Source organism: Aquitalea magnusonii, from assembly GCF_002217795.2.
Classification (GTDB): Bacteria; Pseudomonadota; Gammaproteobacteria; order Burkholderiales; family Chromobacteriaceae; genus Aquitalea; species Aquitalea magnusonii_B.
This window is the reverse complement of sequence record NZ_AP018823.1, coordinates 624,276-649,593: the sequence shown is the minus strand read 5'-3', so window position 1 is coordinate 649,593 and position 25,318 is coordinate 624,276. Positions and strand designations below refer to the sequence as shown.

Here is a 25,318-nt window from a genome sequence, read left to right as displayed (position 1 = left end):
TGCCCCGGTGTAAGGGCGGGCTGTAGGACAATCCCCACGACAGCGTAGCGCAGGCTTGGGTATAATGCCCCCCTGTTTCTACCAAGAAGGACTCCAAATGGGCTTTCTGCAAGGCAAAAAAATTCTGATTACCGGCATGATCTCCAACCGCTCCATCGCTTATGGCATCGCACAAGCCTGCCATCGCGAAGGTGCCGAGCTGGCGTTCACCTATGTGGTGGACAAGCTGGAAGATCGTGTACGTGAAATGGCCAAGGATTTTGGCAGCGAACTGGTGTTCCGCTGCGATGTACAAAGCGACGATGAAATCAACCAGCTGTTTGTCGACCTGGGCAAACAGTGGGACGGCCTGGACGGCCTGGTACACGCCATTGCCTTCGCCCCGCGCGAATCGCTGGAAGGCGACTTCCTGGATGCACTGAGCCGCGAAGCATTCCAGACTGCACACGATGTGTCGTCCTACAGCTTCCCGGCACTGGCCAAGGCTGCCCGCCCGATGATGCAAGGCCGTAACGGCGCCCTGCTGACCCTGTCCTACCTGGGCGCGGTACGTGCCATCCCCAACTACAATGTGATGGGTCTGGCCAAGGCCAGCCTGGAAGCATCGGTACGCTTCATGGCTGCCAGCCTGGGCAAGGACGGCATCCGTGTGAACGGCCTGTCCGCCGGTCCGATCAAGACCCTGGCTGCCGCTGGCATTTCCGGCTTCTCCAAGCTGCTGTCCATTGCTGCCGGCCAATCCTGTCTGCGCCGCAATGTGACCACCGAAGAAGTGGGCAACACCGCTGCCTTCCTGCTGTCGGATCTGTCCTCCGGCATCACCGGCGAAATCACCTATGTGGACGCCGGCTTCAGCATCAACTCGATGAACGTGCCGGACGCCTGATTCCGCAGCTTTCATCACGCATCTCCTCAGCTTTGGTTTACTGACGGGATAAGCAATTACAGGGCGCTCTCCTGCCAGGACAGCGCCCTGTTTGTCATCCATGGCTCCACCATACGGTGGATGGTTGCCTGCCCAAGCCCATTGCACACTGCGCCCACACCCACCTTCATCAGGAGCGCAGCATGAGCAATCAACCCGTTTTCATCCCGGTCGGTGATCTGGCCGACGGCTTTGCCCCGGAAAGCCACATCCTGCCTTTCAGCCCGCTGCTGCAAGGCCGCCAGTTGCAACTGCATTTTGCCGATGGCAGCCGCGCCCGCTTGCAAGTGAACGCCGCGGATTGCCAACTGACGGCATTGACCGACGGAGAGGCGTCAGGCTTCAGCGGCCAGGGCCGCTACCGCGCCAGCAGCCTGCGCCCCGATATCGTGTTGCTGGATTTCCTGCCGGAAGGGCAGCACGGCCATTCGCTCAGCCTGGTACTGGATCTGGCACATGGGCTGTTCACTGCCGTGGCCGGGGTGCTACCACGGGAGGAGGATGTCGCCCGTTCGGCCTTCAGCCGCGTGCTGTCCGGTGAGGCGCTTACCGCGGTGGACTGCCGCTTTGCCCATGGCTGCATCGACCAGCCGGTGACAGCACACAGTGCGCTGCACCACAGCACCGACGAGCTGATCGGCCTGCGCAACCAGTACCGCTACAGCCCCACCGAATGCTACGAACACATCTATCTGAATAGCCACTTCTATACCTGGCAATGCCTGCAAGGGGTGGAGCAAGGGCTGGCCGATGTGGACCGCTGCCATTACTTCAAGCTGGCAGAGCAGCTCTACCTGTTTGTGTGGCGGGAAAAGATTGTCCCCACGCTGGGCGTGGTGCTGATCGACCTGCAACAACTGAAAACCGATGGCAAGATCTTCGGCTACCAGGGCAACGACTTTAGCGCGCTGTCCAACTTCCCGGTGGGTGCCATCGCGCAGATTCTCAACCACACCCGCCACGCCCTGTAAGCCGGAGCAAGCGCCCATGCTGAACTTGGATTTTGCCGGCAAAGTGGTATTGGTGACCGGCGGCGCACAAGGCATAGGTGCCGCCATCAGCCAACTGCTTGCCCGCCACGCGGCCACGGTGGTGGTGGCCGATGTGCAGGGAGAAACAGCCCGTGCCACTGCCACCGCCTTGCAGGCACAAGGCTTCAGGGCCAGTGCCTGCCAGTGCGATCTGGCCGAGCCGGAACAGGCCACCGCACTGGTGGCGCAGGTACTGGCAGAATATGGTCGGCTGGATGTGCTGATCCACAACGCGGCCTTTTTCCCGCTCACTGCGTTTGCCGACATCACCCCGCCCCTGCTGCAACGAACGCTGGCGGTGAATCTGCAGGCGCTGTTCTGGCTGAGTCAGGCCGCCCTGCCCGCCATGCGCGCGCAAGGCGGCGGGCGCATGCTGGTGACTTCCTCGGTAACCGGCCCGCGGGTTGCCTATCCGGGGCTGGCGCACTATGCCGCTTCCAAGGCAGGGGTCAATGGCTTCATCCGCGCCGCCGCGCTGGAACTGGCGGCCGATGGCATCACCGTCAACGGCGTGGAACCGGGCATGATCCGCACCCCGGCCATGGATAATCTGGGCGATGACAAGCTGAATGCCGCCATCGCCCGCAACATTCCACTGGGGCGACTGGGCGAGCCGGGAGATATTGCCGCCGCCATGCTGTTTCTCGCTTCGGATGCCGCAGCCTACATCACCGGGCAGACCATCATCGTGGACGGCGGTGCCACCTTGCCGGAGAGCACGGCGGCGCTGCACTGAAACGATTGGTAGTGCCGCAAACGACAACACCGCCATGTAGGCGGTGTTGTTCATTGAATCCAATTGAAACTGTGCTCAGGACAGTGCGTTGAAAGCCAGGGTAGGCACATCGACAATGCTGGAGCCGCCATCGGCCACAATGGCCGCGCCGGTGATGATGCTGGCCTGCTCCGACAGCAGGAAGCGACAGATGCTGGCGATTTCCTCCGGTGCGGCAGCCCGGCGCAAGGGAACATCCGCCGTCACCCGGGCATAGGCCTGATCCAGGCTGTCGCCATACTGTTGCATCAGCGGCTGCATTTCCTCATCCGCCATCGGCGTTTTCACCCAGCCGGGACACACCGCATTCACCCTCACCCCGTGCGGGCCGTAATCACGCGCCAACGAGCGGGTGAGGCCAATCAGCGCATGCTTGGCGGTGGTATAGCCACACACCTCCGGCCCGGCGGCCAGTGAGGCTATCGAAGCCAGCAATACCATGGCACCCCGGCTGGCGATCAAATCCGGCAGGCATGCCCGTGCGGCAACAAAAGCGGTATCCAGATTGGCACGCATGGCGGCATGCCACGCGGCGTCATCCGTTTGCAGCGCACTGCCCATGCCCAGGCCGCCGGCACAACACAGCAGGCCGTCAATGGCACCACAGCGTTGGCGGATTTGCGCCAGCCAGCCAGGCCAGCGCGTGCTGTCCGCCGCGTCACCATCCAGTGCCAGCGCACCGTATTGCGCGGCCAACTGCTGCAAAGGCGCGGCACGACGGCCAATCAACACCAGCTGCACGCCGTCGGCGGCCAGCAATGCAGCGCAAGCTGCCCCTATGCCACTGCCGGCACCGGTAATCACCACGGTTTTGGCTTGAGCTACCATCTGCTTTCCTTCCAGAAATAAGAACGGGAAGCCACAGTGTAGGCAGGCCGGTCAGCATCCCCCATCCACCAGATGGAGGAGCCGCCTCTGCATGTGACCCACATTGTTCCGGGCAAATGGCAGATGGCGACTTGGGAACAGGCGCTCAGAATGTTAAGATATTAATCACATTGATCCGCCATCCTGAATCGCATGCCAACTTCCAGCGCACAACACCAGCACCGCCTGCCGCAGCACCTGCTGCGCGCCCGTGAAGCCGTGATGGCTTACTTTCGTCCCTTGCTCAACAGTGTGGGCCTGACCGAACAGCAATGGCGCATTCTGCGCCTGCTGGATGACCGCGGCGAAATGGAAGCCGGGGTGATTGCCGACCTGGCCTGCATCCTGTCGCCCAGCCTTACCGGCATTCTGGTGCGCATGGAAAAGGCCGGCCTGATTCACCGCAGCCGCGACAAGGTGGATAGCCGCCGGCTGATTGTGTCCTTGTCCAGGGAAGGTCGCCAACTGACACGCGAAGTCGCGCCACTGTCCAACGCCTGCTATCGGCAGATAGAAGCGCATTTTGGCGAGGAAAAACTGGAACTGCTGATCAGCCTGCTAAACGAACTGGAGCAACTGCCAGCCCCCGTGGCGCTGAGCGAGGACAAGGCGCTGCTGACCGAAGCGGACCGCTGACACCAGAGACTGAATGCAACAGGCCCCGGCGTAATGCCGGGGCCTGTTGTGTATTGTTTTACCGCGTAAAAATCAGCCCGCGCCGGCCGCCACTCGCCGCACCGCCGCCATTACCGCCAGCAAGGCCAGTTTCTGTGTGGACAACAGGCGGATATAGCGGCGAAAAGGCGGGAAGCTGCCCACCACTTCACTGGCGGCAAAATGCTCGACTTCCAGCCGCCAGCCCTGCTCATCCGCAATCAGTTCACAACGCTTGAAATCCAGCGGCATCAGCGCGATGTGCAAGTCGCGGTCCTGCTGTAACAAGGCCATCAGGGCCGCCAGCTCTGCGCCATCCCCCTCGCGGCGCAGACAGGCAAAACCGCTGCGCTGCCAGTTACCGCGGTGCTGCAGTTGCAGCCGGGACGGACGGGATGGCGCACTGCCCGGCAGTGCCAGTACAAAGCAGCAACTGACGGTATGCAGCAGGAACTGGCTTTCCACCCGCTCCTCCACCCGGAAAAACCAGTCTGCAGCAGGCAAGCGGTAAGCCGGACAGCCCTCTTCCGCACCGACCACTTCCAGCCCGTTCAGGTCCTGCGCCAGCCTGGCCAGGGTTGCCCCCGGCCGGTAAGCCCGTGGCAGGCGCGGCTGCCACAGCCGCTCAAGCACCAGAGGCAACACGCTTGAGCTCCTCGTCGATCAGCGAAGCATGGCCGCCCACCTTGCCGAACTCCTCGGCCAGAATGTCTTCTATGGCCACCGCACGGAAGGGGTTCACCTTCTGGACAAACACGGTCCACACCAGTGCATACAGCGCAGTTAGACCCAGCATGATGCCAAAGGGCAGATAGATGTCGCGCGGGTGCATGCCCGGCGGCGTGATGTACCAGATGGCAATCAGGATGCCCACCGAGGACACGATCTGCGGCAGCGGGAACCAGGGCGAGCGATAGGCCCGCGGGAAATCCGGCCGGGTGAAGCGCAGACGCACGATGGCCAGATTCACCAGCAGATAAGCCACACCCCAGGCACATACCGCCGCCAGCACCAGCGGCATGATGCGGTCCAGATCACCCTGGATGAACCAGGCATGGACGCAGGGAATGACCACCGCCACCAGAATGCCCACCAGCGGCGTCTTGAAACGCGGGTGCAGATAGGTAAACGCCTTGGGCAGCGCACCATCCACCGCCATGCCGTACAGGATGCGCGGCAGCGCGGCAATCAGGGTATTGATGGTGGCCGCACCGGCAAACAGCAGGCCGATACCCAGCCAGATCTTGCCGAAGGGGCCCATCACCTGATCGGCAAAGGCCGGAATCGCCATCGGGGTATCCAGCAAATGCGGGCCGGCGGGATTTTTCGGGTCCATTGCCACATTGGCCACCTGATGCACCATGGCCGCCCCGTAGATGGCCATGGTAACGGCCACGCCGGTCAGGCCCAGCTTGGCGGCACGCGGAATGTTGCGACCGGCGTTTTTCAGCTCCGGTGCCAGCGGAGTCACCAGCTCGAAGCCGACAAACATGAACATGGCCATGCCGATCAGGCTGAGCACGCCACTGGCGTCACTCAGGTCCAAGGGACTGCCGAACCAGCCTTGCAGCGACACAGCCGGGGCCTTGATGAGGCCGATGATGCCGAACACGGTAAGCGTGGCCCACATCACGAAGGTCAGCACGATTTCAGCCTTGCCGAAAATGGTAATTCCTAGCGCATTGAGCACGCCAAACAACACCACCAGCCCTACCCCCACCATCCAGGAAGTGCCGCTGTGCTCCAGCATGGTGTTGAGGTGTTCAAAGTTCACCAGCGCCATGATGCCGGACAGGATGGTTTCCGCCGTACCGGCAAACACATGCACCAGCAGATAAGCCGAGATGGTGCCGGTAATCGCCCAGAAGCGCCCCAGCCCGCAGGATATGTAATCGTAGACGGCACCGGACGTCGGCATCATCGAGGCCGCTTCGGCAAAGGTGGTGGCCTGCGCCTGCATCATGATGAAGGCAATCAGCATGGCCAGGGCAAAGGTGCTGCCCGCCATGCCAAAACCGCTGGTAACGGTAAGGATGACCGGGCTGGCCATCACCACGCCGACCGAACTGGCCAGCGCCACCGGAAAACCCACCACCCCTTGCTGCAGGTGCCGGGTCAGTTTCTTCTCTATCGACATGCTGTTTTCCTCCTGAAGACTCGCTAACCATGGCAGGGAGGCACTGCAGCAGGCTTGCTACCTGTCTGTGGCGCATCAGTACACCTTCCCCATCATGCTGATAACCGGGCGCGCTTCTTTTTATGGCTGTCCCGGACGAAACCGTCACTGCCGCAAGTGCTGTTCGGCTTGTTGCCGGACAAACAGGGCATGCGCCAGCGCGGTACGACTACTCACATCAAACTTGCGAAACAGGTGCAATAAATGGGTTTTGACCGTGGCGAGACCCATGTTCAGCTCGCGGGCAATGGTCTTGTTGCAGGCACCGGTAGACAACAGCATGACCACTGCCTGCTCGCGTTCGGTCAGCACGATGGCGGGGGCCGGGCAAGGCTGGCTCAGCATGCTGTCCAGCGCCATGTCCAGCAGGCCATGCAAGCCATGCAGCACACGCAGCTCGTCGTCGGCAAAGCCGGGCATCCGCCCTTGCCGTAACAAGGAGAAAGCGGCCACCACCCGCCCCTGCCGCCGCAGCAGGATTTCCGCCACATCCACCAGCCGGTTGCTGGCCAGAAACGGCGTATAGCGCGATGTGGCACGTTGCGACACAGGCAAGGCACTACCCAGCGTCACCACATCCAGCGGCTGGCGCGCCAATCTGGCCGGATGCAGCGGGTCGTGCCCCATGTAACGCGCCACATAGTGCTGGTGCAGCTCTTGCGGCATGTGGCGCAAGACGAAATCATGCGGCTGTTGCTGCCGGTCCACCCGGTAAAAAGCAGTGGCGCTGTGCGGCAACACATCCTGCAGCACGTCCAGACAGCGTTGCAACGGCTTTGCCACCGGTGCGTCAGCAAGCAGATGGGCCATGGTGTTGTCCTGGCAATGGGCGGAAGCAGGCGCCTGGCCCGCTCCCTCCCGTCACATGGTTCAGGCAGCCTCGAAACCGGCAGCCAGCGCACTGACAATGGCATCGCATTCTGCCTGGCCGATAACCAGCGGCGGCGACAGGATGATCTTGGTACCCACCGGGCGTACCAGCACGCCGTTTTCACGGGCGATTTCGGCCACCTTGTTGGCATAGCCGCCCATCGGATCGATAGGCTCGCGGCTGTGCTTGTCCTGCACCAGATCCAGCGCAATCATCAGCCCCTTGCCACGTACCTCACCGACGGCGGCGTATTTGTCGGCAAACGGTTTGAGCCTGGCCAGCAGGTATTCACCCTGGGCGGCGGCCTGGGCCGGCAGGTTTTCCTCGCGCACGATCTTGAGGTTGGCAATGGCCGCCGCGCAGGCTACCGGGTGACCGGCATAGGTGTAGCCGTGCATGATGACGCCGCCAAAATCCTGGTTCTTGGCAAAGGCATCGGCCACGCGCTGGTTCACCACGGTGGCACCCAGCGGCACATAGCCGGAGGAAATGCCCTTGGCCAGGCACATGATGTCCGGTTTCACGCCCCACAGACGGCTGCCGAACATGGAGCCGGAACGGCCAAAACCGGTGACGATTTCATCGGCAATCAGCAGCACGCCGTACTTGTCGCACACCGCGCGGATCCGCGGCCAGTAGCTGGCGGGCGGCACGATGACACCACCGGCACCCTGGATGGGTTCGGCAATAAAGGCGGCCACGGTGTCCGGGCTCTGGAACAGGATTTCCCGCTCCAGCATCTGCGCGCAGATCTGCGCCAGTTCTTCCGGATCTTCGGTAAACGGGTTGCGGTACAGCCACGGTGTTTCCACATGGAAGCAGCCCGGCAGCAGCGGTTCGTAGCTGCGACGGAACACGGTATTGCCGTTGACCGAAGCACCACCGAAATGCACGCCGTGATAGCCCTGCTTGAGCGAGATGAACTTGGTGCGGTCCGGCTGGCCGCAGACGCGCCAGTATTGGCGGGCCAGCTTGAGCGCGGTTTCCACCGCATCCGAGCCGCCGGAACTGAAGCTGACCCGCGCCATGTCTTCCTGCTTCAGCATGTCGATGAGGGTGGCGGACAGCTCCTCGGCCCGCGGGTGGGAGATGCCGTCAAATAGCTGGAAATACTCCAGTTCGTCCAGTTGCTCCACGATGGCTTGCTTCACTTCCGGGCGGTTGTGGCCGACGTTGACGTTCCACAAACCGGCCACGCCATCCACCAGCTTGTGGCCCTGGTCGTCAAACACGTAACAGCCATCCCCCCGCACGACGCGGATGGGCTGGCGCTGCTTCATGTCATTGGGGTGCAGCATGGGGTGCCAGAAACGGGACTTGTCGTAAGACATGGGTTACTCCTTTGCAGACAAATGTGCGGCCGATGACGGCCAACAAAATCTGAGGCGGCTTTCCGCTTCGCCTTGCCCCCCTGCTGGCCATCACGTGGCGCAACAGCAAGCAGGGAAGCGCGGGAGCGGTATTTTTCTTGCCGCTCAGTGCGCGATGCAGACCGACTTGGTCTCGGTAAAGTTTTCCACCGCACCGCGACCAAACTCGCGGCCGATGCCGGACTGCTTGAAGCCGCCAAACGGCAGGCTGGGGTCCAGCGGGATATGAGTGTTGACCCACACCGTGCCGGCCTCGATGCGCGGCACCAGGTTCATGGCGGCGGACAGGTCATTGGTCCACAAGCTGGCAGCCAGGCCATAGCGTGAGTCATTGGCCATGGCAATGGCCTCGTCGGGATGGTCGAAGGGCAGCGCCACCAGCACCGGGCCGAATACTTCCTCACGCACGATGGTGCTGTGCTGGGCGGCGTTGAGAATAATGGTGGGCTTGACGAAGTAACCCGGCAGATCGGCCGCGCCGCCACCAGCCAGAATGCTGGCGCCTTCGCTGCGGGCGGTATCGATCAGGCGGCACACCGACTGCTGCTGGCGGGCCGACACCAGCGGGTTCACCTGGGCGTTCAGGTCCATGCCGCTACCCAGCGTCATGCTGTTGGCGGCAGCGGCCAGTCCTTCGACGACCTGGTTGAACTTGCTGCGCTGGATATACAGGCGGGAGGCGGCGGCACATACCTGGCCCTGATTGAGGAAGCCCCCCATCAGCGCGCCCTGGATGGCCTTGTCCACATCCACATCACCCAGCATGATCATCGGGTTCTTGCCGCCCAGCTCCAGCGAGAAGCGGGTCATATTGTCGATGGCGGTATGGCCGATGGTTTTGCCGATTTCGGTGGAGCCGGTGAACGACACCTTGCTCACCAGCGGGTGGCCGGCCAGCGCCTGGCCGGCGCGGGAGCCACGCCCGGTCAGCACATTCACCACGCCGGGCGGAATGCCGGCCTCCAGTGCCAGCTCACCCAGACGCAGCGCAGTGAGCGGGGTTTCGGTGGACGGCTTGAGCACCACGGTACAACCGGCGGCCAGTGCCGGCACCATCTTCCAGATTGCAATCATCAGCGGGAAATTCCAAGGCACGATGCCGGCCACCACCCCCACCGGCTGGCGGCGGGTATAGGCGGTATAACGGGTGCCGGGCGGTACCGGAATCGACACGTCCATGGTTTCGCCGCCCAGCTTGGTGGCCCAGCCGGCCATGTAGCGGACAAATTCGATGGACGCGCCCACTTCAATGGCACGCGAGATATGGATGGACTTGCCCTGGTTCAGTGTTTCCAGTTGGGCCAGCTCCTCGGCGTGCGCTTCCAGCACATCGGCCAGCTTCAGCAAGATGCGTTCGCGCTCGGCCGGACGCAGGCCGGACCACACCCCGGCGCTGAACGCACGGTGCGCGCTTTGCACCACCGCATCCACATCCTGCTCGTTGCCATCGGCCACGCTGGCAATCACCTGTCCTGTAGCCGGATTACGCACCTCGCTGCGTTGGCCGGACTGGGCCGCCACCATCTTGCCGTCCACCAGCAAGCCATGCTCGCGCAGCAGGAAGGTATTCACCGCGTCCAGTACCACTACCCGATTGTGATCCATTTTCTCTCCACTCCTTGCAGGGCGGGCTTACCCGAAAGCAGGCCGCCTGATTTGCCTTGTCGCCATCTGTCACCGACAAGCAGCAACAGCAGCAACGCGATTTGTTGCAGATCAATATACGCGTCAGTTTTTGGCGGCCTGATCCCAAATCGGCAAATCCTGCATGGCCTGCCCGGCAGGACAGCACAGCGCAAAACAGGCAGCACCCGGACCCCGTTGTTGCAATGAAGAAACAGCAGCCAACACGGCAGGAGGATTGCCGGACAAGGCTGTGGCAAGCCTTGCCCGACAAGGGTGACAGACAAATAGATAATATATTAAGTATTTTTTGCAGCGCATCGGCAAATGACCCAATATAGTCAGGACTTGGCCAGTACAAGACAGCATGTCCAAAACGGACATGCCACCAACTTGCCGCGGCAGACAAGATGGCCCGCAGAGGCCGGGCGACCGCACATGCAGTCGCATCAGATTGACATCTACATCGTCAGAAACAGCAGGTGAGCGGCCACAGGCTGCCACCGGAGAACTGCATCAGGAGGTCCACCATGCTGGCTGAAGTCCGCCATTTCGATGACGCCCAATGCCATGCCGCACACTTGCCCGGCTGGCAGCAGGTATACGACCAGATCAGTGGCGGGCGCTTTTACAGCTCGCTGTCCCGCCTGAATACCGGCCATCTGGAAGTGTTCCGCGAAGCCTTCAACCAGCGCGTGGTGCAATATGGCCGCGCCCCCGCCGACATGGTTCACTTCGCCATCCCCATCCACGCCCCGCTGCCGCTCACCCTGCAAGGCCGCGCAGTTGGCTGTCATGCCATTACCGCCTTGCGCAGCAATGAAGAATTCATCATGCATGCGCCTGCCGAGGTGGACTCCATTCAGCTATCGGTGCGCAACGAAGACCTGGCGGCACTGGCACCGGAGTTTTATCAGCAGCTAAGCAGCAAGCGCCAATGGCAGCCGGTGATCCAGATTCCGCCCGAGCAACTGGCCCACACCCGCCAGTTATTGCTAAGCGTGTTCGATCAGGCAGTAGAAAACCCGGACCTGATGCGCTTTGCCGGCAGCCAGAAGCTGGTGCAACACCAGTTGATCAGCCTGCTGCTGGACCTGCTGCACGGCAGCGTGCCGGAGCGCGCCATCAACCTCACCCACGCCACCCACTGTGACATCGTGCGGCGCAGCCAGGCCATCGTGCTGGCCAGCAGCGACGAGCCGGTGACAGTGCTGGACCTGTGCCAGCAGTTGCGCATCAGCCGACGCACCCTGCAAAACAGCTTTCAGCTGATTGCCGGCACCACGCCGGTGGATTACCTGCGCTCCATCCGGCTTAATGCGGTGCGGCGCATGCTGCTGTCGCCAGAACATGCCGGGCTTGGCGTGCGCGATGCCGCCGGGCACTGGGGCTTTTACCATCTGGGGCATTTTGCCCGCGATTACCGCAAGCTGTTTTGCGAGCTGCCATCGGAAACCCGCCAGCGCAGCCTGCTGCAATAAAACCCACTGCGCCTCCCACTCCTGCGTGACACCTGCTGGCCGTGCTGGCTGTACTGTCGGCGGCGGCCCGCCTTGGGCCGGGTGCGCTACGAGGTTGTGTCAGCCGCGCCAGGCTGCCAGTGCTGCCTCAGCCCGCATGCTGCTGGCGGTAGGCGCTGGGCTTGCTGCCGGTTTCACGCAGGAAGAAGCGGGAAAAATACGCCGGGTCCTTGAAGCCCAGGTGATAGGCAATTTCGTTTACCGAACCGGCGGAATACATCAACAAGCGCTTGGCTTCCTGCAACAGCCGGTCATGCACCAGCCGCTTGGACGGCAAATCCGCCATGCGCCGGCAAATATCATTCAGCCGCGACTCGGTCACCCCCATTTCCTCGCCATAGCGCCACAGCGGCCAGTGCTCGCGAAAATGCGCTTCGATCAAGGCATTGAATCGATGGAAAACCTGCAAGTCCTCGCGGCGGCATTGCCGGCTGTGCTCGCCCTGCGCACTCAGGCGCAAGGCCGTCACCAGTACCAGTTGCACCAGTCCGTGCAGCGCGGCCTCCCGCCCCACTGCGTCATGGCCATACTCCTCGGCCAGCAAGGCCAGTAGCTGTGGTAGCTGTTGTGCGGCAGCCCCGTCGGCCAGTTCAACGCAAAACGGCTGCATCAACCCCGCCTCGCGCTGCGTCAGCGGCAAGGTATGCAATAACTGGCGTGCCAGTTCCTGCCTTACGGTCAGCACATAGCCTTCGGCATCAGCTTCGGTAATGAAGGCATGCGGCACCGTGGGCGGGGTAAAGAAAAACAGCGGAGCCTGCGCCACATAGTGCTGATCTTCCAGATACAGCCGTATCTGCCCGCTGGCCAGGTAATGTAGCTGGAAGAAGCGGTCGTGCCGGTGCACCGGCATATTGCGGCCAAAGAATTCCGCCAGTTTGCCAAAGGATTCAACATTGATATCCGACTCGCCATAGCGGCTGTCATACACCTTGCCGATGTCGATATTGGGAATCGGGGTACGGGTTTCCTGCTTCATGGCGGCTCCATCCTGTTATGTGCGCAAAATGCCACATGCCGACTGATTTCCAGCTTTTGTACAGCAAGCATTTTCCACCGGCAAGCCACAGCCTGCCCCTGCTACTTGTATTGATTGTTTTTAAAGCATAGTTAGCCGGTTTCCTTGCAACAGGCAATAAACCAGCCGCCGTAACAATGCCATGAAAAGTACAGTTTATTCCTTAGAAAATGCGCTATGCCGCATGGCATAGTGGGCAGCAACAGCGCTTGCAGCAGATAAGGCGCGTTGACAAAGCCGGAAGCAGGCCCGTATAAAGTTAATATATTAAATAAATGGCCAGCACCGCTGTCCACCACCACAACAAGGAAGAGACCGATGAAGCAAGGCCGCATCGTGCTGAACCAGCAAGCCCGCCGCGTGACCGCGCTGGCCGATGGCAAGCTGCTGCTGGACAACGGCAATCCACTGGCAGACTCCCCGCAATGGCTGGCTCCGGCCAGCGGCACCGTGTATGGCGTGGCGCTGAACCACCGCAGCCTGCTGGAACAGCTGGAAGCCGACTTCCAGCAGCCGCCCTACCAGAAAGCCCCGGCCACACCGGTGCTGTTCATCAAGCCGCGCAATACCCACGCCGGCCACGGCAGCGCCATCGCCCTGCCGACCCAGGCGGGCAAGGTGTTTGCCGGTGGAGCGCTGGGCGTGGTGCTTGGCAAGGTGGCCAGCAAAGTGGCAGTCGAACAGGCACTGGAGGTGGTGGCTGGCTACACCGTGGTGAATGAAATCAGCCTGGAAGAAACCAGCTTCTACCGCCCGGCCGTCAAGGCCAAGTGCCGCGACGGCTTCTGCCCGATGGGCCCGTGGCAGGTGGATGCAGCCGCCATCGACCCGCTGAACGTGGAAATCCGCAGCTATTTGAATGGCGAGCTGGCTGAAACCCATCACAGCCGCGACTGGTTGCGCTCCGTGCCGCAACTGATTGCCGCACTCAGCCAGTTCATGACCTTGCAGCCGGGCGACGTGATCATCCCCGCCACCCCGCTGCGCCAGCTGGAAATCCGCCCCGGCGACACCGTGGCGGTGGAGATAGCCGGCATTGGCCGCCTGGAAAACCGCCTGATCGCCGAGGAGAGCGCCCAATGAAACACGCCCGCATCCGCCTGCCCGGTGAGGCAGACATCCATGCAGTTCTGGTGAATGACGACCACTCGGTACAACTGGCTGATGGCCGCCGCGTTGCCGAAGAGGCGGTCGAATGGCTGCCGCCGGCTGAAGGCACGGTGTTCGCGCTGGGGCTGAATTATGCCGACCACGCCGCCGAACTGGCCTTCAAGGCCCCGACCGAGCCCTTGGTGTTCCTCAAGTCACCCGCTACCCTCACCGGCCACCGCCAGGTATCGGTACGCCCGGACAACATCATCTACATGCATTACGAATGCGAGCTGGTGGTGATCATCGGCAAGACCGCCAAGAACGTCAGCCGCGAACAGGCGATGGACTACGTGGCCGGCTACAGCGTGTGCAATGACTACGCGGTACGCGACTACCTGGAAAACTACTACCGGCCGAATCTGCGGGTGAAAAACCGCGACACCCTCACCCCGATCGGCCCGTGGTGGGTGGACCGTGACGATGTGGCCAACCCGGCCAGCCTCACCCTGCGCACCTGGGTGAATGGCGAGCTGCGCCAGCAGGGCAACACCCGCGACATGGTGTTCGACATTCCTTATCTGATTGCCTACCTCAGCAGCTTCATGACCCTGTCCCCCGGCGACATGATCGCCACCGGCACACCGGAAGGGCTGGCCGATGTGCTGCCGGGCGATGAGCTGATTGTCGAGGTGGAAGGCGTGGGCCGTCTGGTCAACCACATTGTCAGCGAGGCGCAATACGCGGATCGCCAGGCGCAAACCGTGTGAAACATTACCCGGCGCAGCCTTGTAGCCGCTGCGCACGCACAGGAGAACACAAGATGATCAAGCACTGGATCAACGGCCGCGAGGTCGAGAGCAAGGAAGTCTTTGAAACCGTCAACCCGGCCACCGGCGAAGTGATTACCGAAGTCGCCTCCGGTGGCGCGGCAGAAATCAACGCTGCAGTGGCCGCCGCCAAGGAAGCCTTTCCCAAGTGGGCAGGTACTCCGGCCAAGGAACGCGCCAGGATCATGCGCCGTCTGGGCGAGCTGATCGACCAGAACGTGCCCATGCTGGCCGAACTGGAAACACTGGACACCGGCCTGCCGATTCACCAGACCAAGAACGTGCTGATTCCGCGTGCCTCGCACAACTTCGACTTCTTCGCCGAAGTGTGTACCCGCATGAACGGCCACAGCTACCCGGTGGACGACAGCATGCTCAATTACACGCTGTACCAGCCGGTGGGCGTGTGCGGTCTGGTGTCGCCGTGGAATGTACCCTTCATGACTGCTACCTGGAAAACCGCGCCCTGCCTGGCGCTGGGCAATACCGCGGTGCTGAAGATGTCCGAGCTGTCGCCGCTCACGGCAAACGAGCTGGGCCGCCTTGCGCTGGAAGCCGGCGTGCCGCCCGGCGTGTTCAATGTGGTGCAGGGCTATGGCGCCACCGCAGGGGATGCGCTGGTGCGTCATCCGGATGTCCGCGCCGTGTCGTTTACCGGCGGCACCGCCACCGGCAAGCGCATCATGCAGAATGCCGGGTTGAAGAAGTTTTCCATGGAGCTGGGCGGCAAATCGCCGGTGCTGATTTTTGCCGATGCCGATCTGGACCGCGCACTGGACGCCGCGCTGTTCACCATCTTCTCGCTCAATGGCGAACGCTGTACCGCAGGCAGCCGCATCTTCATCCAGCGCCCGGTGTACGACAAGTTTGTCGAGGAATTCGCCGCCCGCGCCAAGCGCCTGATCGTCGGCGATCCGCAAGACCCGAAAACCCAGGTCGGCTCCATGATCACCCCGCAGCACTACGACAAGGTCACCGGCTATATCCGCATCGGCATGGAAGAAGGCGCCCGTCTGGTGGCCGGTGGTCTGGAACGCCCGGCTGGCCTGCCCGCCCATCTGGCGCGCGGCAACTTCATCCAGCCCACGGTGTTTGCCGATGTGGATAACCGCATGCGCATTGCGCAGGAAGAAATCTTCGGCCCGGTGGTGTGCCTGATGCCGTTTGACGACGAGGCCGATGCGCTGCGCCTGGCCAACGATGTGGAATACGGCCTGGCGTCCTATATCTGGACCCAGGACATCGGCAAGGCCCACCGTCTGGCCCGTGGCATCGAAGCTGGCATGGTGTTCATCAACAGCCAGAACGTGCGTGACCTGCGTCAGCCCTTTGGTGGCGTGAAAGCCTCCGGCACCGGGCGCGAAGGCGGTGAATACAGCTTCGAGGTGTTTGCCGAAATCAAGAACGTCTGCATTTCGATGGGCAGCCACCATATTCCGCGCTGGGGCCTGTGAACTTATCGCTACTAACAAAAACCCTGCTGCTGCGTTGCGTCTCCTAGCCGTACTGCTTGTACTGTCTGCGTCGGCGCGCCTTGCATCAGGGACCTTGCACTATTTTGTTAGCAGCTGAAAACAACAGATGGTCAGGGCGCCACAGAACGCCCGGCCTCTTGGCTGTGGCACACATCAATGCCCACCGCCCTCACGACTACAAAGGAGACACTCCATGGGACAACTCGCCCTGGCGGCCAAGATCACACATGTGCCGTCGATGTATCTTTCCGAACTGCCCGGCCAGCACCAAGGCTGCCGTCAGGCCGCCATCGACGGCCACAAGGAAATCGGCCGCCGCTGCCGCGAACTGGGGGTGGACACCATCGTGGTGTTCGACACCCACTGGCTGGTGAACTCCGGCTACCACGTCAATTGCGCCCCGGCCTTTGAAGGGGTCTACACCTCCAACGAACTGCCGCATTTCATCAAGAACCTGCCCTATGCCTATCCGGGCAATCCGGCGCTGGGCCAGTTGCTGGCCGATGCCGCCACCAAGGCCGGGGTACACACCCGTGCGCATGAGGCCACCACGCTGGCGCTGGAGTACGGCACGCTGGTGCCGATGCGCTACATGAATGCCGACCAGCATTTCAAGGTGGTGTCGGTGTCTGCCATGTGTACGGTACACAACCTGGCCGACAGCGCCCGGCTGGGCATGGCCATGCGCCAGGCGGTGGAAGAACAGTACGACGGCAAGGTGGCCTTCTTCGCCAGCGGTTCGCTGTCGCACCGCTTTGCCCAGAACGGCGTGGCCGAGCAATACCTGCACAAGGTGTGGAGCCCCTTTCTGGAAAGCTTCGATCACGACGTGGTGGCCATGTGGCAGCGCGGCGACTGGAAAACCTTCTGCGCCATGCTGCCGGAGTATGCGGAAAAGTGTCATGGCGAAGGCTTCATGCACGACACCGCCATGCTGCTGGGCGCGCTGGGCTGGGACGAATACCAGGGCAAGGCCGAGGTGATCACGCCTTATTTTGGCAGCTCCGGCACCGGCCAGATCAACGTGGTACTTCCCGTCTGATTGCTTGCCCAACACTGCCAGCCCGGCACAGAACCGGCTGGCAGTTTTTCCCGGAGGATTCCATGCCGCATTTCATCGTCGAATGCACCGACAATATCCGCGAGCAGGCCGACCTGCCCGGCCTGTTCGAAAAAGCCCATGCCTACCTGATTGGCACCGGCCTCTACCCGGTGGCGGGCATCCGCAGCCGCGCCATCTGGCTGGACACCTGGCGCATGGCCGATGGCGAGGCCGACTACGCCTTTGTCCACATGAGCCTGAAAATCGGCCACGGCCGCACGTTTGAAGAACGCGAGCGCACCGCCGAGGGCCTGTTTGCGCTGATCAAACAGCACTTTGCCTCGCTGTTCGATGCCCGCTATCTGGCCCTCACTTTTGAGCTGAGCGAGCTGGAGGCCAAGCTCAGCTACAAGCACAACAACGTCCATCAGCGTTTCAGATAAGCCGCCATGCATACCGCAAGTCAGGCACAGCAACAGGTAAGGCTGATCGTGCTGCTGGGGGTGCTGGTGGCCTTCGGCCCACTGTCCATCGACATGTATCTGCCCGCCCTGCCCGCCATTGCGGCGGATCTGGCCGCGCCGGTAGCACGCATCCAGCTGACCATCGGCAGCTTTCTGGCCGGCTTTTGCGGCGGCATGCTGCTGTACGGCCCGCTGTCCGACCGCTATGGCCGCCGCCCGGTACTGCTGACCGGCCTCAGCCTGTATGTGCTGGCCAGCCTGGCTTGCGCTGCCGCGCAAACGGCAGAACAGCTGATTGCCCTGCGCGTGCTGCAGGCCATGGGCGGTGGTGCGGCCACGGTGATGGCACGCACCATCGTGCGCGATGCCTTTCCGTTGAGCGAGGCCAGCCATGTGCTGACGCTGATGCAGCAAATCACCATGATCGCCCCCTTGCTGGCCCCGCTGCTGGGTGGCTGGTTGTTGCTGCTGGCCGGCTGGCGCAGCCTGTTCCTGCTGCTGGCGCTGCTGGGTGCGGTGTCACTGGCACTGGTGGTATGGCAGTTGCCGGAAAGCCATCCGCCATCCGCTCGGTCGGACATCACGCTGGGCAAAGCCTTCCGTGCCTACGGCCATCTGCTGCAACACCTGGCCACCATGGGCTACAGCCTGGCGCTGGGGCTGAGCTTTGGCGCGATGTTCGCCTACATCACCGGCTCGCCCTTTGTGTACATCCAGTACTTCGGCGTGGCCGCGCAGCATTACGGCTATCTGTTCGGGCTGAATATCGTCGCCATCGTGCTGTTCAGCCAGCTCAACCGCCACCTGTTGCGGCGGCATGCCATCGACAGCCTGTTGCAATGGCAATGCGGGGTGGTGGCGGTGGCCGGGCTGGCACTGTGGCTGCTGGGTGCGCACAGCCTGTGGCTGACGGTGCTGCCACTGCTGTTCAGCGTGGGCATGACCGGCAGCATCGGCCCCAATGCCATGGCCCGGCTGCTGCAACTGCATGCCGACCGGGCCGGCGCGGTGATGGCGCTGGCGGTGTCCGGCCAGTTTGGCTGCGGCATGCTGGCCAGCGCACTGGTGGCCAGCCTGTTTGATGGCAGCCCACACGCCATGAATCTGCTGGTGATGGCCTGTGGTGTCGCTGCCTGGCTGAGTCTGCAATTGATCCGTTTTTCCCGGAAACCGACATGAACTCCCACTCCCGCCCATCCGCGTCCCTGCTGCGTGAACAGGCTTATATCAACGGCCAATGGCTATCCGGTGCGCAGCAATTTGCCGTACACAACCCGGCCAGCGGCGCACTGCTGGCCCGTGTGGCCGATCTGGGCGCAGCAGAAACCTGCGCGGCCATTCAGGCCGCCCATGCTGCCCTGCCCGGCTGGCGGGCACTGACTGCACAGCAGCGCGCCGCCATGCTGCTGCGCTGGCATGCGCTGATCCTGCAACACCAGCAGGAGCTGGCGGCGCTGATCAGCCAGGAGCAAGGCAAACCGCCAGCCGAGAGCACCGGCGAAATTGCCTATGGTGCCAGCTATATCGAATGGTTTGCCGAGGAGGGAAAACGGGTGTACGGCGAAGTGATTCCCAGCCCCTTTAGCGACAAGCGCCTGCTCACCGTGCGCCAGGGCGTGGGCGTGGTGGCGGCCATCACGCCGTGGAATTTTCCCCACGCCATGATTACCCGCAAGGTGGCTCCGGCACTGGCCGCCGGCTGTACCGTGGTGCTGAAACCGGCAGCGGAAACGCCCTTGTCCGCACTGGCGCTGGCGGCACTGGCCGAGCAGGCTGGCCTGCCGCCCGGCGTATTCAATGTCGTCACCGGCACTGATGCGGTGGGCATCGGCGCTGAACTGACCGGCAGCCCGCTGGTGCGGGCGCTGAGCTTCACCGGCTCCACCGCTGTCGGCAAATTGCTGATGCGTCAGTGCGCCGACACGTTGAAAAAACTGGGGCTGGAGCTGGGCGGCAACGCCCCCTTCATCGTGTTTGACGATGCCGATCTGGATGCCGCCGTGCAGGGCGCGCTGTTTGCCAAATTCCGCAACAGCGGCCAGACCTGCGTCTGCGCCAACCGCCTGCTGGTGCAGGACGGCATCTACGATGCCTTTGCCGCCAAACTCGCCGCTGCCGTGGCTGCGCTACAGGTTGGCCCTGCCAGCGAGCCCGGCATGCAGCAAGGCCCGCTGATCAGCCAGGCCGCGGTGGCCAAGGTGCAGCGCCATATAGCCAACGCCGTCAGCCTGGGGGCAAGGGTGCTCAGCGGCGGTGCGCCGCATGCACGCGGCGGCAACTTCTTTCAGCCTACGGTACTGGCCGATGTCACCGAACAGATGCAGGTGGCACAGGAAGAAACCTTCGGCCCGCTGGCTCCGCTGATCCGCTTTCACGACGAGGCCGAGGCCATCCGTCTGGCCAATAGCGGCGAGTCGGGCCTCGCCGCCTACTTCTTCAGCCGCGATGTCAGCCGTTGTTGGCGGGTGGCCGAAGCCATCGAAGCGGGGATGGTGGGCATCAACGAAGGGGCCATTTCCACCGCCGTCGCCCCGTTTGGTGGCATCAAGCAGTCCGGGCTGGGTCGCGAAGGCGGACGGCTGGGGCTGGAAGAATTCATGGAAACCAAATACCTGTGCTTTGGCGGCATCGCCAACTGAGGAGACCACATGCTAACGCAAGACATCATCCACACTACCGCCCGCCGCCTGCATCAAGCCGAGCAGCAACGCGAGCAGATCCGCCAGATTTCGCTGGACTACCCGGACATCACTATTGAAGACGCCTATGCCATCCAGCGCTGCTGGGTGGAGATGAAACTGGCAGAAGGCCGCACGATCAAGGGCCACAAGATCGGCCTGACTTCGCGTGCCATGCAGATGTCCTCGCAGATCAACGAACCGGATTACGGCACCCTGCTGGACGACATGTTCTTCAATGATGGCAGCGACATTCCCACCAGCCGCTTCATCGTGCCGCGGGTGGAAGTGGAGCTGGCCTTCATTCTGGGCAAGGAGCTGAAAGGCCCGGACATCACCCTGTTCGATGTGTATCAGGCCACCGACTTTGTCATTCCGGCACTGGAAATCATCGACGCGCGCAGCCAGTCCATCGACCCGACATCCGGTCGCCCGCGCAAGGTGTTCGACACCATTTCCGACAACGCTGCCAATGCCGGCGTGGTGATGGGCGGCCGCCCGGTCAAACCGTCCGAACTGGACCTGCGCTGGGTATCCGCGCTGATGTACCGCAACGGGGTGATCGAGGAGTCCGGCGTGGCCGCAGCAGTGCTGAACCACCCGGCCAATGGTGTGGCCTGGCTGGCCAACAAGCTGGCACCGTTTGATGTCAGCCTCAAGCCCGGTCAGGTGATTCTGGGTGGCTCCTTCACCCGCCCGGTACCGGCACGTGCTGGCGATACCTTCCATGTGGACTATGGCCCGCTGGGTGCCATCAGCTGCCGCTTTGTTTAAATCCGATAACAAAACCCCCGCTCCAGCGTTGCGCCGCCTTGGCCCAGGCTCTCTACCAGGTTTTGTTAGCGGCACCTGAAACAGATTGCAAAAAACCAGCCCAGCGGCACAGCGCACTTGTTAGCTGCTGTTAGCCGCACTAAAGGAGAATCGCATGCAGAACCCACCCAACCGCTTCAAGGCCGCACTGAAGAATGGTGAAGTGCAGATCGGCCTGTGGCTGAGCCTGGCCAGCCCCTACAGCGCCGAGCTGCTGGCCGCTGCCGGTTTCGACTGGCTGCTGATCGACGGCGAACACGCGCCCAACACACTTACCGACATGCTGGCCCAACTGCAGGCCATCGCCCCCTACCCCAGCCACCCGGTGGTACGCCCGGTATGGAACGACCCGGTACGCATCAAGCAGATTCTGGACATTGGCGCGCAAACCCTACTGCTGCCCATGGTGCAGACAGCCGAAGAAGCGGCACTGGCGGTAGCCGCCACCCGCTATCCACCGCATGGCATCCGCGGGGTGGGCAGCGCCATTGCCCGCGCCTCGCGCTGGAACCGCATCGAGGGCTACCTCAAGCATGCGGAAGACGAGCTGTGCGTGCTGGTGCAGATTGAAACCCGTCAGGGCCTCAACAATCTGGATGCCATTGCCGCCACGCCCGGCGTGGATGGCGTGTTCATCGGCCCGGCAGATTTGTCCGCCGACATGGGCTATCTCGGCCAGCCTGCCCACCCGGAAGTGCAAGCCGCCATCGAACAGGCCATCGCCCGCATCCGTGCCCAGGGCAAGGCGGCCGGCATCCTGATGGCCGATGAAAAACTGGCCCGCCACTACATTGAACTGGGTGCGCAGTTTGTCGCCGTGGGCGTGGACAGCACCGTGCTGGCGCGCAGTGCCGAAGCACTGGCCGGACGCTTCAAGACTGGCGGCCAGCAGGCCGGTGCCAGTGGGGTGTACTGAAACAAAACCGGGCAGCCTGCCGGGCTGTCCGCTGGCTCTGTGTTCAGCCACCAGATAATTAATATATTCAATTAACCACAACCGAAAGGACCGCACCGCCACTTAGCACACCGCAGCAAGGTGATCTGCCAGCAAGAGCAGGCACCACGACAAAGGACAACACGCCGGAACGCTCCCGGCACACAATAGAGGAGATGCGCATGAGTCTGGATAAAGCCACGACCTGCCACACCGCGCCCGACCTGATGGATCAGGCGCACAAGCACGACACACAGCAAGAACAGCGGGTAATCCGCAAAGTCTCCGGACGCCTGATCTGGTTTCTGTTCATCCTGTTCGTATTTTCCTTTCTGGACCGCATCAACATCGGCTTTGCCGGCCTCACCATGGCCAAGAGCCTGAACCTGACGGCCACCATGTTCGGCTTTGCCGCCACCATCTTTTACATCACCTACGTGTTGTGCGGCATTCCCAGCAACATGATGCTCAGCCGTATCGGTGCGCGGCGCTGGATGGCCGGCATCATGGTGGCCTGGGGCTTTGCCTCCACCGCCACCATGTTTGCCCATGACGCCACCAGCCTGTACATCCTGCGTGCGCTGGTGGGCATTACCGAGGCCGGCTTCCTGCCCGGCATGCTGGTCTACCTCACCCTCTGGTTTCCGCGCATCTACCGCGCCCGCGCCAATGCCCTGTTCATGATTGCCATGCCGGTAACGGCAGCGCTGGGTTCGGTGGTATCCGGCTATCTGCTGGAAATGGACGGCATCTGGCAACTGGCCGGCTGGCAATGGCTGTTTCTGGTGGAGGGCCTGCCCTCGGTCCTGCTGGGCGTGGTGGTGTGGTTTTATCTGGATGACTCCCCCGCCAAGGCAAAATGGCTCAGCCCGGAAGAAAAGCGCTGCCTGCAAGGCATGCTGGACGCAGAAGCACATCAGCCTGCCCAGCAACATTCCGGCGTGCTGCACGAGCTGCTGCAACCCACGGTGCTCAAATTCGCCTTCGCCTATTTCTGCCTGGTCAACACCCTGAGCATGGTGAATATCTGGGTGCCGCAAATCGTCAAAAGCTTCAATGCCGGCAGCAGCAATGTCACCATCGGCATCCTGGCCGCCATTCCGCAGCTAGGCACCATTTTGCTGATGCTGTGGTGGGGCGCGCGTTCCGACCGCACCCAGGAGCGCAAATGGCATACCGTGCTGCCCATGCTGTTTGCCGCTGCAGGCTGGCTGCTGAGCGCCTATGCCGGTGACCCGGTGGTGCGGCTGGCCGGCATCGTGATGGCTTCGGCCGGTTCCTTTACCGCCATGACCATTTTCTGGACCACCCCCGACACCACGCTGTCGACCAAGGCCAAGGCGGTGGGCATTGCGCTGATCAACGCCACCGGCAATATCGGTTCGGCGCTCAGCTCCTTCGTGGTGGGCTGGCTCAAGGACATGTCGCACAGCTTCACCAGCGGCCTGTTGTATGCGGTGGCCGCCTTATTGATAGGTGCCCTGGTGTTTCTGCTGATTCCGCTGCAAAAGCCGGCCCGCCACTGAGCCATTAACCCTTCCCTATTTACCTGCACGGTGTCCGGCCTCAGGGCCGCACACCGCGACGGCCTGCGTCCATCAATCGCCAACGCAGGCCAAACCGGAGCCATACCATGCAAGGCAAACATCTTTGGGCAGCCCTGTTCCTGCTGCCACTGCTGGCCCACGCCGACGTCACCCTGTACGGCACGCTGGACGAAACCATCGAATCGGTCGGCACCCGTGGCGCTGCCAACGGTCAGCCCGGCAACAGCGTGCGCCGCATCAGTTCGGACAGTTCGCTGATCGGCTTCAAGGGCCGTGAAGAGCTGGGCAAGGGACTGAGCGCCTACTGGCAGCTGGAGAGCAATCTGTGGCTGGACAGCGCGCCGTCCTATGCCACTTTTGGTACCCGTGACAGCTTTGTCGGCCTCGCCACGCCCGCCGGCAATGTGCAGGCCGGCCTGATCAGCCCGCCCACCCGCGTGGTGGCAGGCATGCTGGATGTCAATCAGGGCAATACCGGCATTGGCATGTCCGGCGCGCTGCTGGGCAAGCTGGGCAATATCCTGTCCACAGACGGCCTGCTGAAAAGCTATGGCAGCGCCACCCCAGCCGATGGCAATGGCAACACCCTGGTGCGCACCAGCCCCTTCGACACCCGCCGCAAGAATGCCGTGCAGTACACCAGCCCCAGTTGGCAGGGGCTGACGGCAACCGTGGGCTATGACACGGTGGAAACGCGCGCCACAGGTGCCAGCCATGCCGCCAGCGTGTTTGACCTCGGGCTGAGCTATCGCGGTGGCCCATGGCTGCTGACCTCCGCTTATGAGCGCATCGACACCGGCGTGGATGATGCTGCCAGCAGCACAACCCAGTTCCGCCAGGTATGGAACCTGCGCGCTGGCGGCTATTACCGTTTTGGCGAAGTCAGCCGTATCGGTCTGCTGTTCGACCACACCGATGGCCATCTCACCCCCACTGCCGCCGCCAGTTATCAGGGCAGCAGCCTCAGCCAGAATGTGTGGTATGCCCAGGCCGTTATCGGCGTCGGCGACCATGGCCGGCTGATCAGCCAGTATGGCGCATCCGGCAAGCTGCAAGGCAGCACCGTCAGCGATAGCGGGCGGGCACGCCATGCCGAGCTGGGCTACGAATACGACCTGTCGCGTCACTCCACGCTGAAAGCCCTCTATGCGCAAATCTGGAATCATGGCAGCGCCGCCTATGATTTCGGCTTCAGCAGTATTGGCACTGTGCCTGCTGGCAGTACGGTACATGGGCTGGCCATGGGGCTGCGCCACAGCTTCTGACGCCAACCATCCCTGATGGGCAGACCCTCCATTTCGCTGCACCATCCTTGTGCGCCGCTGCTGCAGCAGCGGCTGCAGGCTGCTGACCTGGAAACTGATGTCCTGCCACAGGCCCCGGCAAGCCGGGCCTGCCAGCTCACTCATTGCTTGCACAGGCTTACCTATCCAGCCCCATCCCCGCCCTTGCCTTGCCAGTTGAAGATGGTCGCCGCGCATTCTTTTCAGAAAGTGACAGGTATTTTTGTCCTGCTTGCGAGCTGCACCAAAGGGAAAATCCATGAAAAGTACAATACTCCCCATGAAACGTGTATTTCTTGCCCTAAAACAGCACCTCATAATGCAGGCAGATAC

At 62.3% G+C, this 25,318-nt stretch carries 23 protein-coding genes; 16 read left to right on the top strand and 7 right to left on the bottom strand.

Going from position 1 to position 25,318, the window contains the following annotated elements:
• Nucleotides 1-97 precede the first annotated feature (97 nt).
• The 3 genes from fabI (at nt 98) to DLM_RS03115 (ending at nt 2,692) form a co-directional block, all read left to right on the top strand.
• Entirely contained in the window at nt 98-886 is a 789-nt protein-coding gene (gene fabI / locus DLM_RS03125) for an enoyl-ACP reductase FabI (protein ID WP_045847060.1), read from the top strand.
• A gap of 182 nt (nt 887-1,068) precedes the next feature.
• Nucleotides 1,069-1,896, top strand: coding sequence for a MoaF C-terminal domain-containing protein (locus tag DLM_RS03120; RefSeq protein ID WP_089082658.1), 828 nt, complete (start codon nt 1,069-1,071; stop codon nt 1,894-1,896).
• 16 nt (nt 1,897-1,912) lie between these two features.
• Nucleotides 1,913-2,692: an SDR family oxidoreductase gene (locus tag DLM_RS03115; RefSeq protein ID WP_089082659.1), complete on the top strand. Its 780-nt coding sequence runs from the start codon at nt 1,913-1,915 to the stop codon at nt 2,690-2,692.
• A gap of 75 nt (nt 2,693-2,767) precedes the next feature.
• On the opposite strand, the gene DLM_RS03110 is transcribed toward DLM_RS03115, so the two are convergent.
• Nucleotides 2,768-3,559, bottom strand: a complete 792-nt coding sequence (locus DLM_RS03110; RefSeq protein WP_089082660.1) for an SDR family NAD(P)-dependent oxidoreductase — start codon at nt 3,557-3,559, stop codon at nt 2,768-2,770.
• A 192-nt stretch (nt 3,560-3,751) separates the two neighbouring features.
• Between DLM_RS03110 and hpaR the strand changes: the two genes are divergently transcribed.
• Nucleotides 3,752-4,234 (top strand): homoprotocatechuate degradation operon regulator HpaR, encoded by a 483-nt coding sequence (gene hpaR, locus DLM_RS03105; protein ID WP_089082661.1) that lies wholly within the window; start codon nt 3,752-3,754, stop codon nt 4,232-4,234.
• Between the two features lie 72 nt (nt 4,235-4,306).
• Here the strand turns inward: hpaR and DLM_RS03100 are convergent, their stop codons facing one another.
• From DLM_RS03100 to DLM_RS03080, 5 genes are all read right to left on the bottom strand, one after another.
• Entirely contained in the window at nt 4,307-4,897 is a 591-nt protein-coding gene (locus tag DLM_RS03100; protein ID WP_089082662.1) for a DUF3156 family protein, read from the bottom strand.
• Nucleotides 4,878-6,389, bottom strand: a complete 1,512-nt coding sequence (locus DLM_RS03095) for an APC family permease (protein WP_089082663.1) — start codon at nt 6,387-6,389, stop codon at nt 4,878-4,880. The genes DLM_RS03100 and DLM_RS03095 overlap by 20 nt, the downstream gene beginning before the upstream one ends.
• 144 nt (nt 6,390-6,533) lie before the next feature.
• Nucleotides 6,534-7,238, bottom strand: coding sequence for a helix-turn-helix transcriptional regulator (locus tag DLM_RS03090; RefSeq protein ID WP_089082664.1), 705 nt, complete (start codon nt 7,236-7,238; stop codon nt 6,534-6,536).
• 60 nt (nt 7,239-7,298) lie between these two features.
• The gene (locus DLM_RS03085; protein ID WP_089082665.1) at nt 7,299-8,630 is read right to left on the bottom strand and encodes an aspartate aminotransferase family protein; all 1,332 of its coding nucleotides are present in this window, start codon (nt 8,628-8,630) and stop codon (nt 7,299-7,301) included.
• Nucleotides 8,631-8,774: 144 nt separating this feature from the next.
• Nucleotides 8,775-10,274 (bottom strand): aldehyde dehydrogenase family protein, encoded by a 1,500-nt coding sequence (locus tag DLM_RS03080; protein WP_089082666.1) that lies wholly within the window; start codon nt 10,272-10,274, stop codon nt 8,775-8,777.
• A gap of 548 nt (nt 10,275-10,822) precedes the next feature.
• Here DLM_RS03080 and DLM_RS03075 point away from each other — a divergent pair.
• Entirely contained in the window at nt 10,823-11,773 is a 951-nt protein-coding gene (locus tag DLM_RS03075) for a helix-turn-helix domain-containing protein (protein ID WP_089082667.1), read from the top strand.
• A 127-nt stretch (nt 11,774-11,900) separates the two neighbouring features.
• Here DLM_RS03075 and hpaA read toward each other — a convergent pair whose 3' ends face one another.
• Entirely contained in the window at nt 11,901-12,791 is an 891-nt protein-coding gene (gene hpaA, locus DLM_RS03070; protein ID WP_089082668.1) for a 4-hydroxyphenylacetate catabolism regulatory protein HpaA, read from the bottom strand.
• A 357-nt stretch (nt 12,792-13,148) separates the two neighbouring features.
• Here hpaA and DLM_RS03065 point away from each other — a divergent pair, with 357 nt between their 5' ends.
• The 11 genes from DLM_RS03065 to DLM_RS03015 all read left to right on the top strand — a co-directional run bounded on the left by DLM_RS03065 (nt 13,149) and on the right by DLM_RS03015 (nt 24,967).
• Complete coding sequence (locus DLM_RS03065) at nt 13,149-13,913, top strand: fumarylacetoacetate hydrolase family protein (protein WP_089082669.1); 765 nt, start codon at nt 13,149-13,151, stop codon at nt 13,911-13,913.
• Complete coding sequence (locus DLM_RS03060; protein ID WP_089082670.1) at nt 13,910-14,689, top strand: fumarylacetoacetate hydrolase family protein; 780 nt, start codon at nt 13,910-13,912, stop codon at nt 14,687-14,689. The genes DLM_RS03065 and DLM_RS03060 overlap by 4 nt, the downstream gene beginning before the upstream one ends.
• Before the next feature lie 53 nt (nt 14,690-14,742).
• Nucleotides 14,743-16,203 (top strand): 5-carboxymethyl-2-hydroxymuconate semialdehyde dehydrogenase, encoded by a 1,461-nt coding sequence (hpaE, locus tag DLM_RS03055; RefSeq protein WP_089082671.1) that lies wholly within the window; start codon nt 14,743-14,745, stop codon nt 16,201-16,203.
• Between the two features lie 214 nt (nt 16,204-16,417).
• Nucleotides 16,418-17,266: a 3,4-dihydroxyphenylacetate 2,3-dioxygenase gene (gene hpaD / locus DLM_RS03050; RefSeq protein WP_089082672.1), complete on the top strand. Its 849-nt coding sequence runs from the start codon at nt 16,418-16,420 to the stop codon at nt 17,264-17,266.
• A 62-nt stretch (nt 17,267-17,328) separates the two neighbouring features.
• On the top strand, nt 17,329-17,709 hold the full coding sequence (locus DLM_RS03045) for a 5-carboxymethyl-2-hydroxymuconate Delta-isomerase (protein ID WP_089082673.1): 381 nt from the start codon (nt 17,329-17,331) through the stop codon (nt 17,707-17,709).
• A 6-nt stretch (nt 17,710-17,715) separates the two neighbouring features.
• Nucleotides 17,716-18,909: a Bcr/CflA family multidrug efflux MFS transporter gene (locus tag DLM_RS03040; RefSeq protein ID WP_089082674.1), complete on the top strand. Its 1,194-nt coding sequence runs from the start codon at nt 17,716-17,718 to the stop codon at nt 18,907-18,909.
• Complete coding sequence (locus DLM_RS03035) at nt 18,906-20,369, top strand: NAD-dependent succinate-semialdehyde dehydrogenase (RefSeq protein WP_089082675.1); 1,464 nt, start codon at nt 18,906-18,908, stop codon at nt 20,367-20,369. Before DLM_RS03040 ends, DLM_RS03035 begins: the two co-directional genes overlap by 4 nt.
• Nucleotides 20,370-20,378: 9 nt before the next feature.
• Entirely contained in the window at nt 20,379-21,182 is an 804-nt protein-coding gene (hpaH, locus tag DLM_RS03030; RefSeq protein ID WP_089082676.1) for a 2-oxo-hept-4-ene-1,7-dioate hydratase, read from the top strand.
• Between the two features lie 154 nt (nt 21,183-21,336).
• Nucleotides 21,337-22,137 carry a 4-hydroxy-2-oxoheptanedioate aldolase gene (gene hpaI, locus DLM_RS03025; protein ID WP_089082677.1) on the top strand — a complete coding sequence of 267 codons (801 nt, stop codon included), beginning with the start codon at nt 21,337-21,339 and terminating at the stop codon, nt 22,135-22,137.
• 200 nt (nt 22,138-22,337) lie between these two features.
• The gene (hpaX, locus tag DLM_RS03020; RefSeq protein ID WP_197715498.1) at nt 22,338-23,681 is read left to right on the top strand and encodes a 4-hydroxyphenylacetate permease; all 1,344 of its coding nucleotides are present in this window, start codon (nt 22,338-22,340) and stop codon (nt 23,679-23,681) included.
• A gap of 107 nt (nt 23,682-23,788) precedes the next feature.
• Nucleotides 23,789-24,967: a porin gene (locus DLM_RS03015; RefSeq protein WP_089082678.1), complete on the top strand. Its 1,179-nt coding sequence runs from the start codon at nt 23,789-23,791 to the stop codon at nt 24,965-24,967.
• Nucleotides 24,968-25,318: the final 351 nt, after the last annotated feature.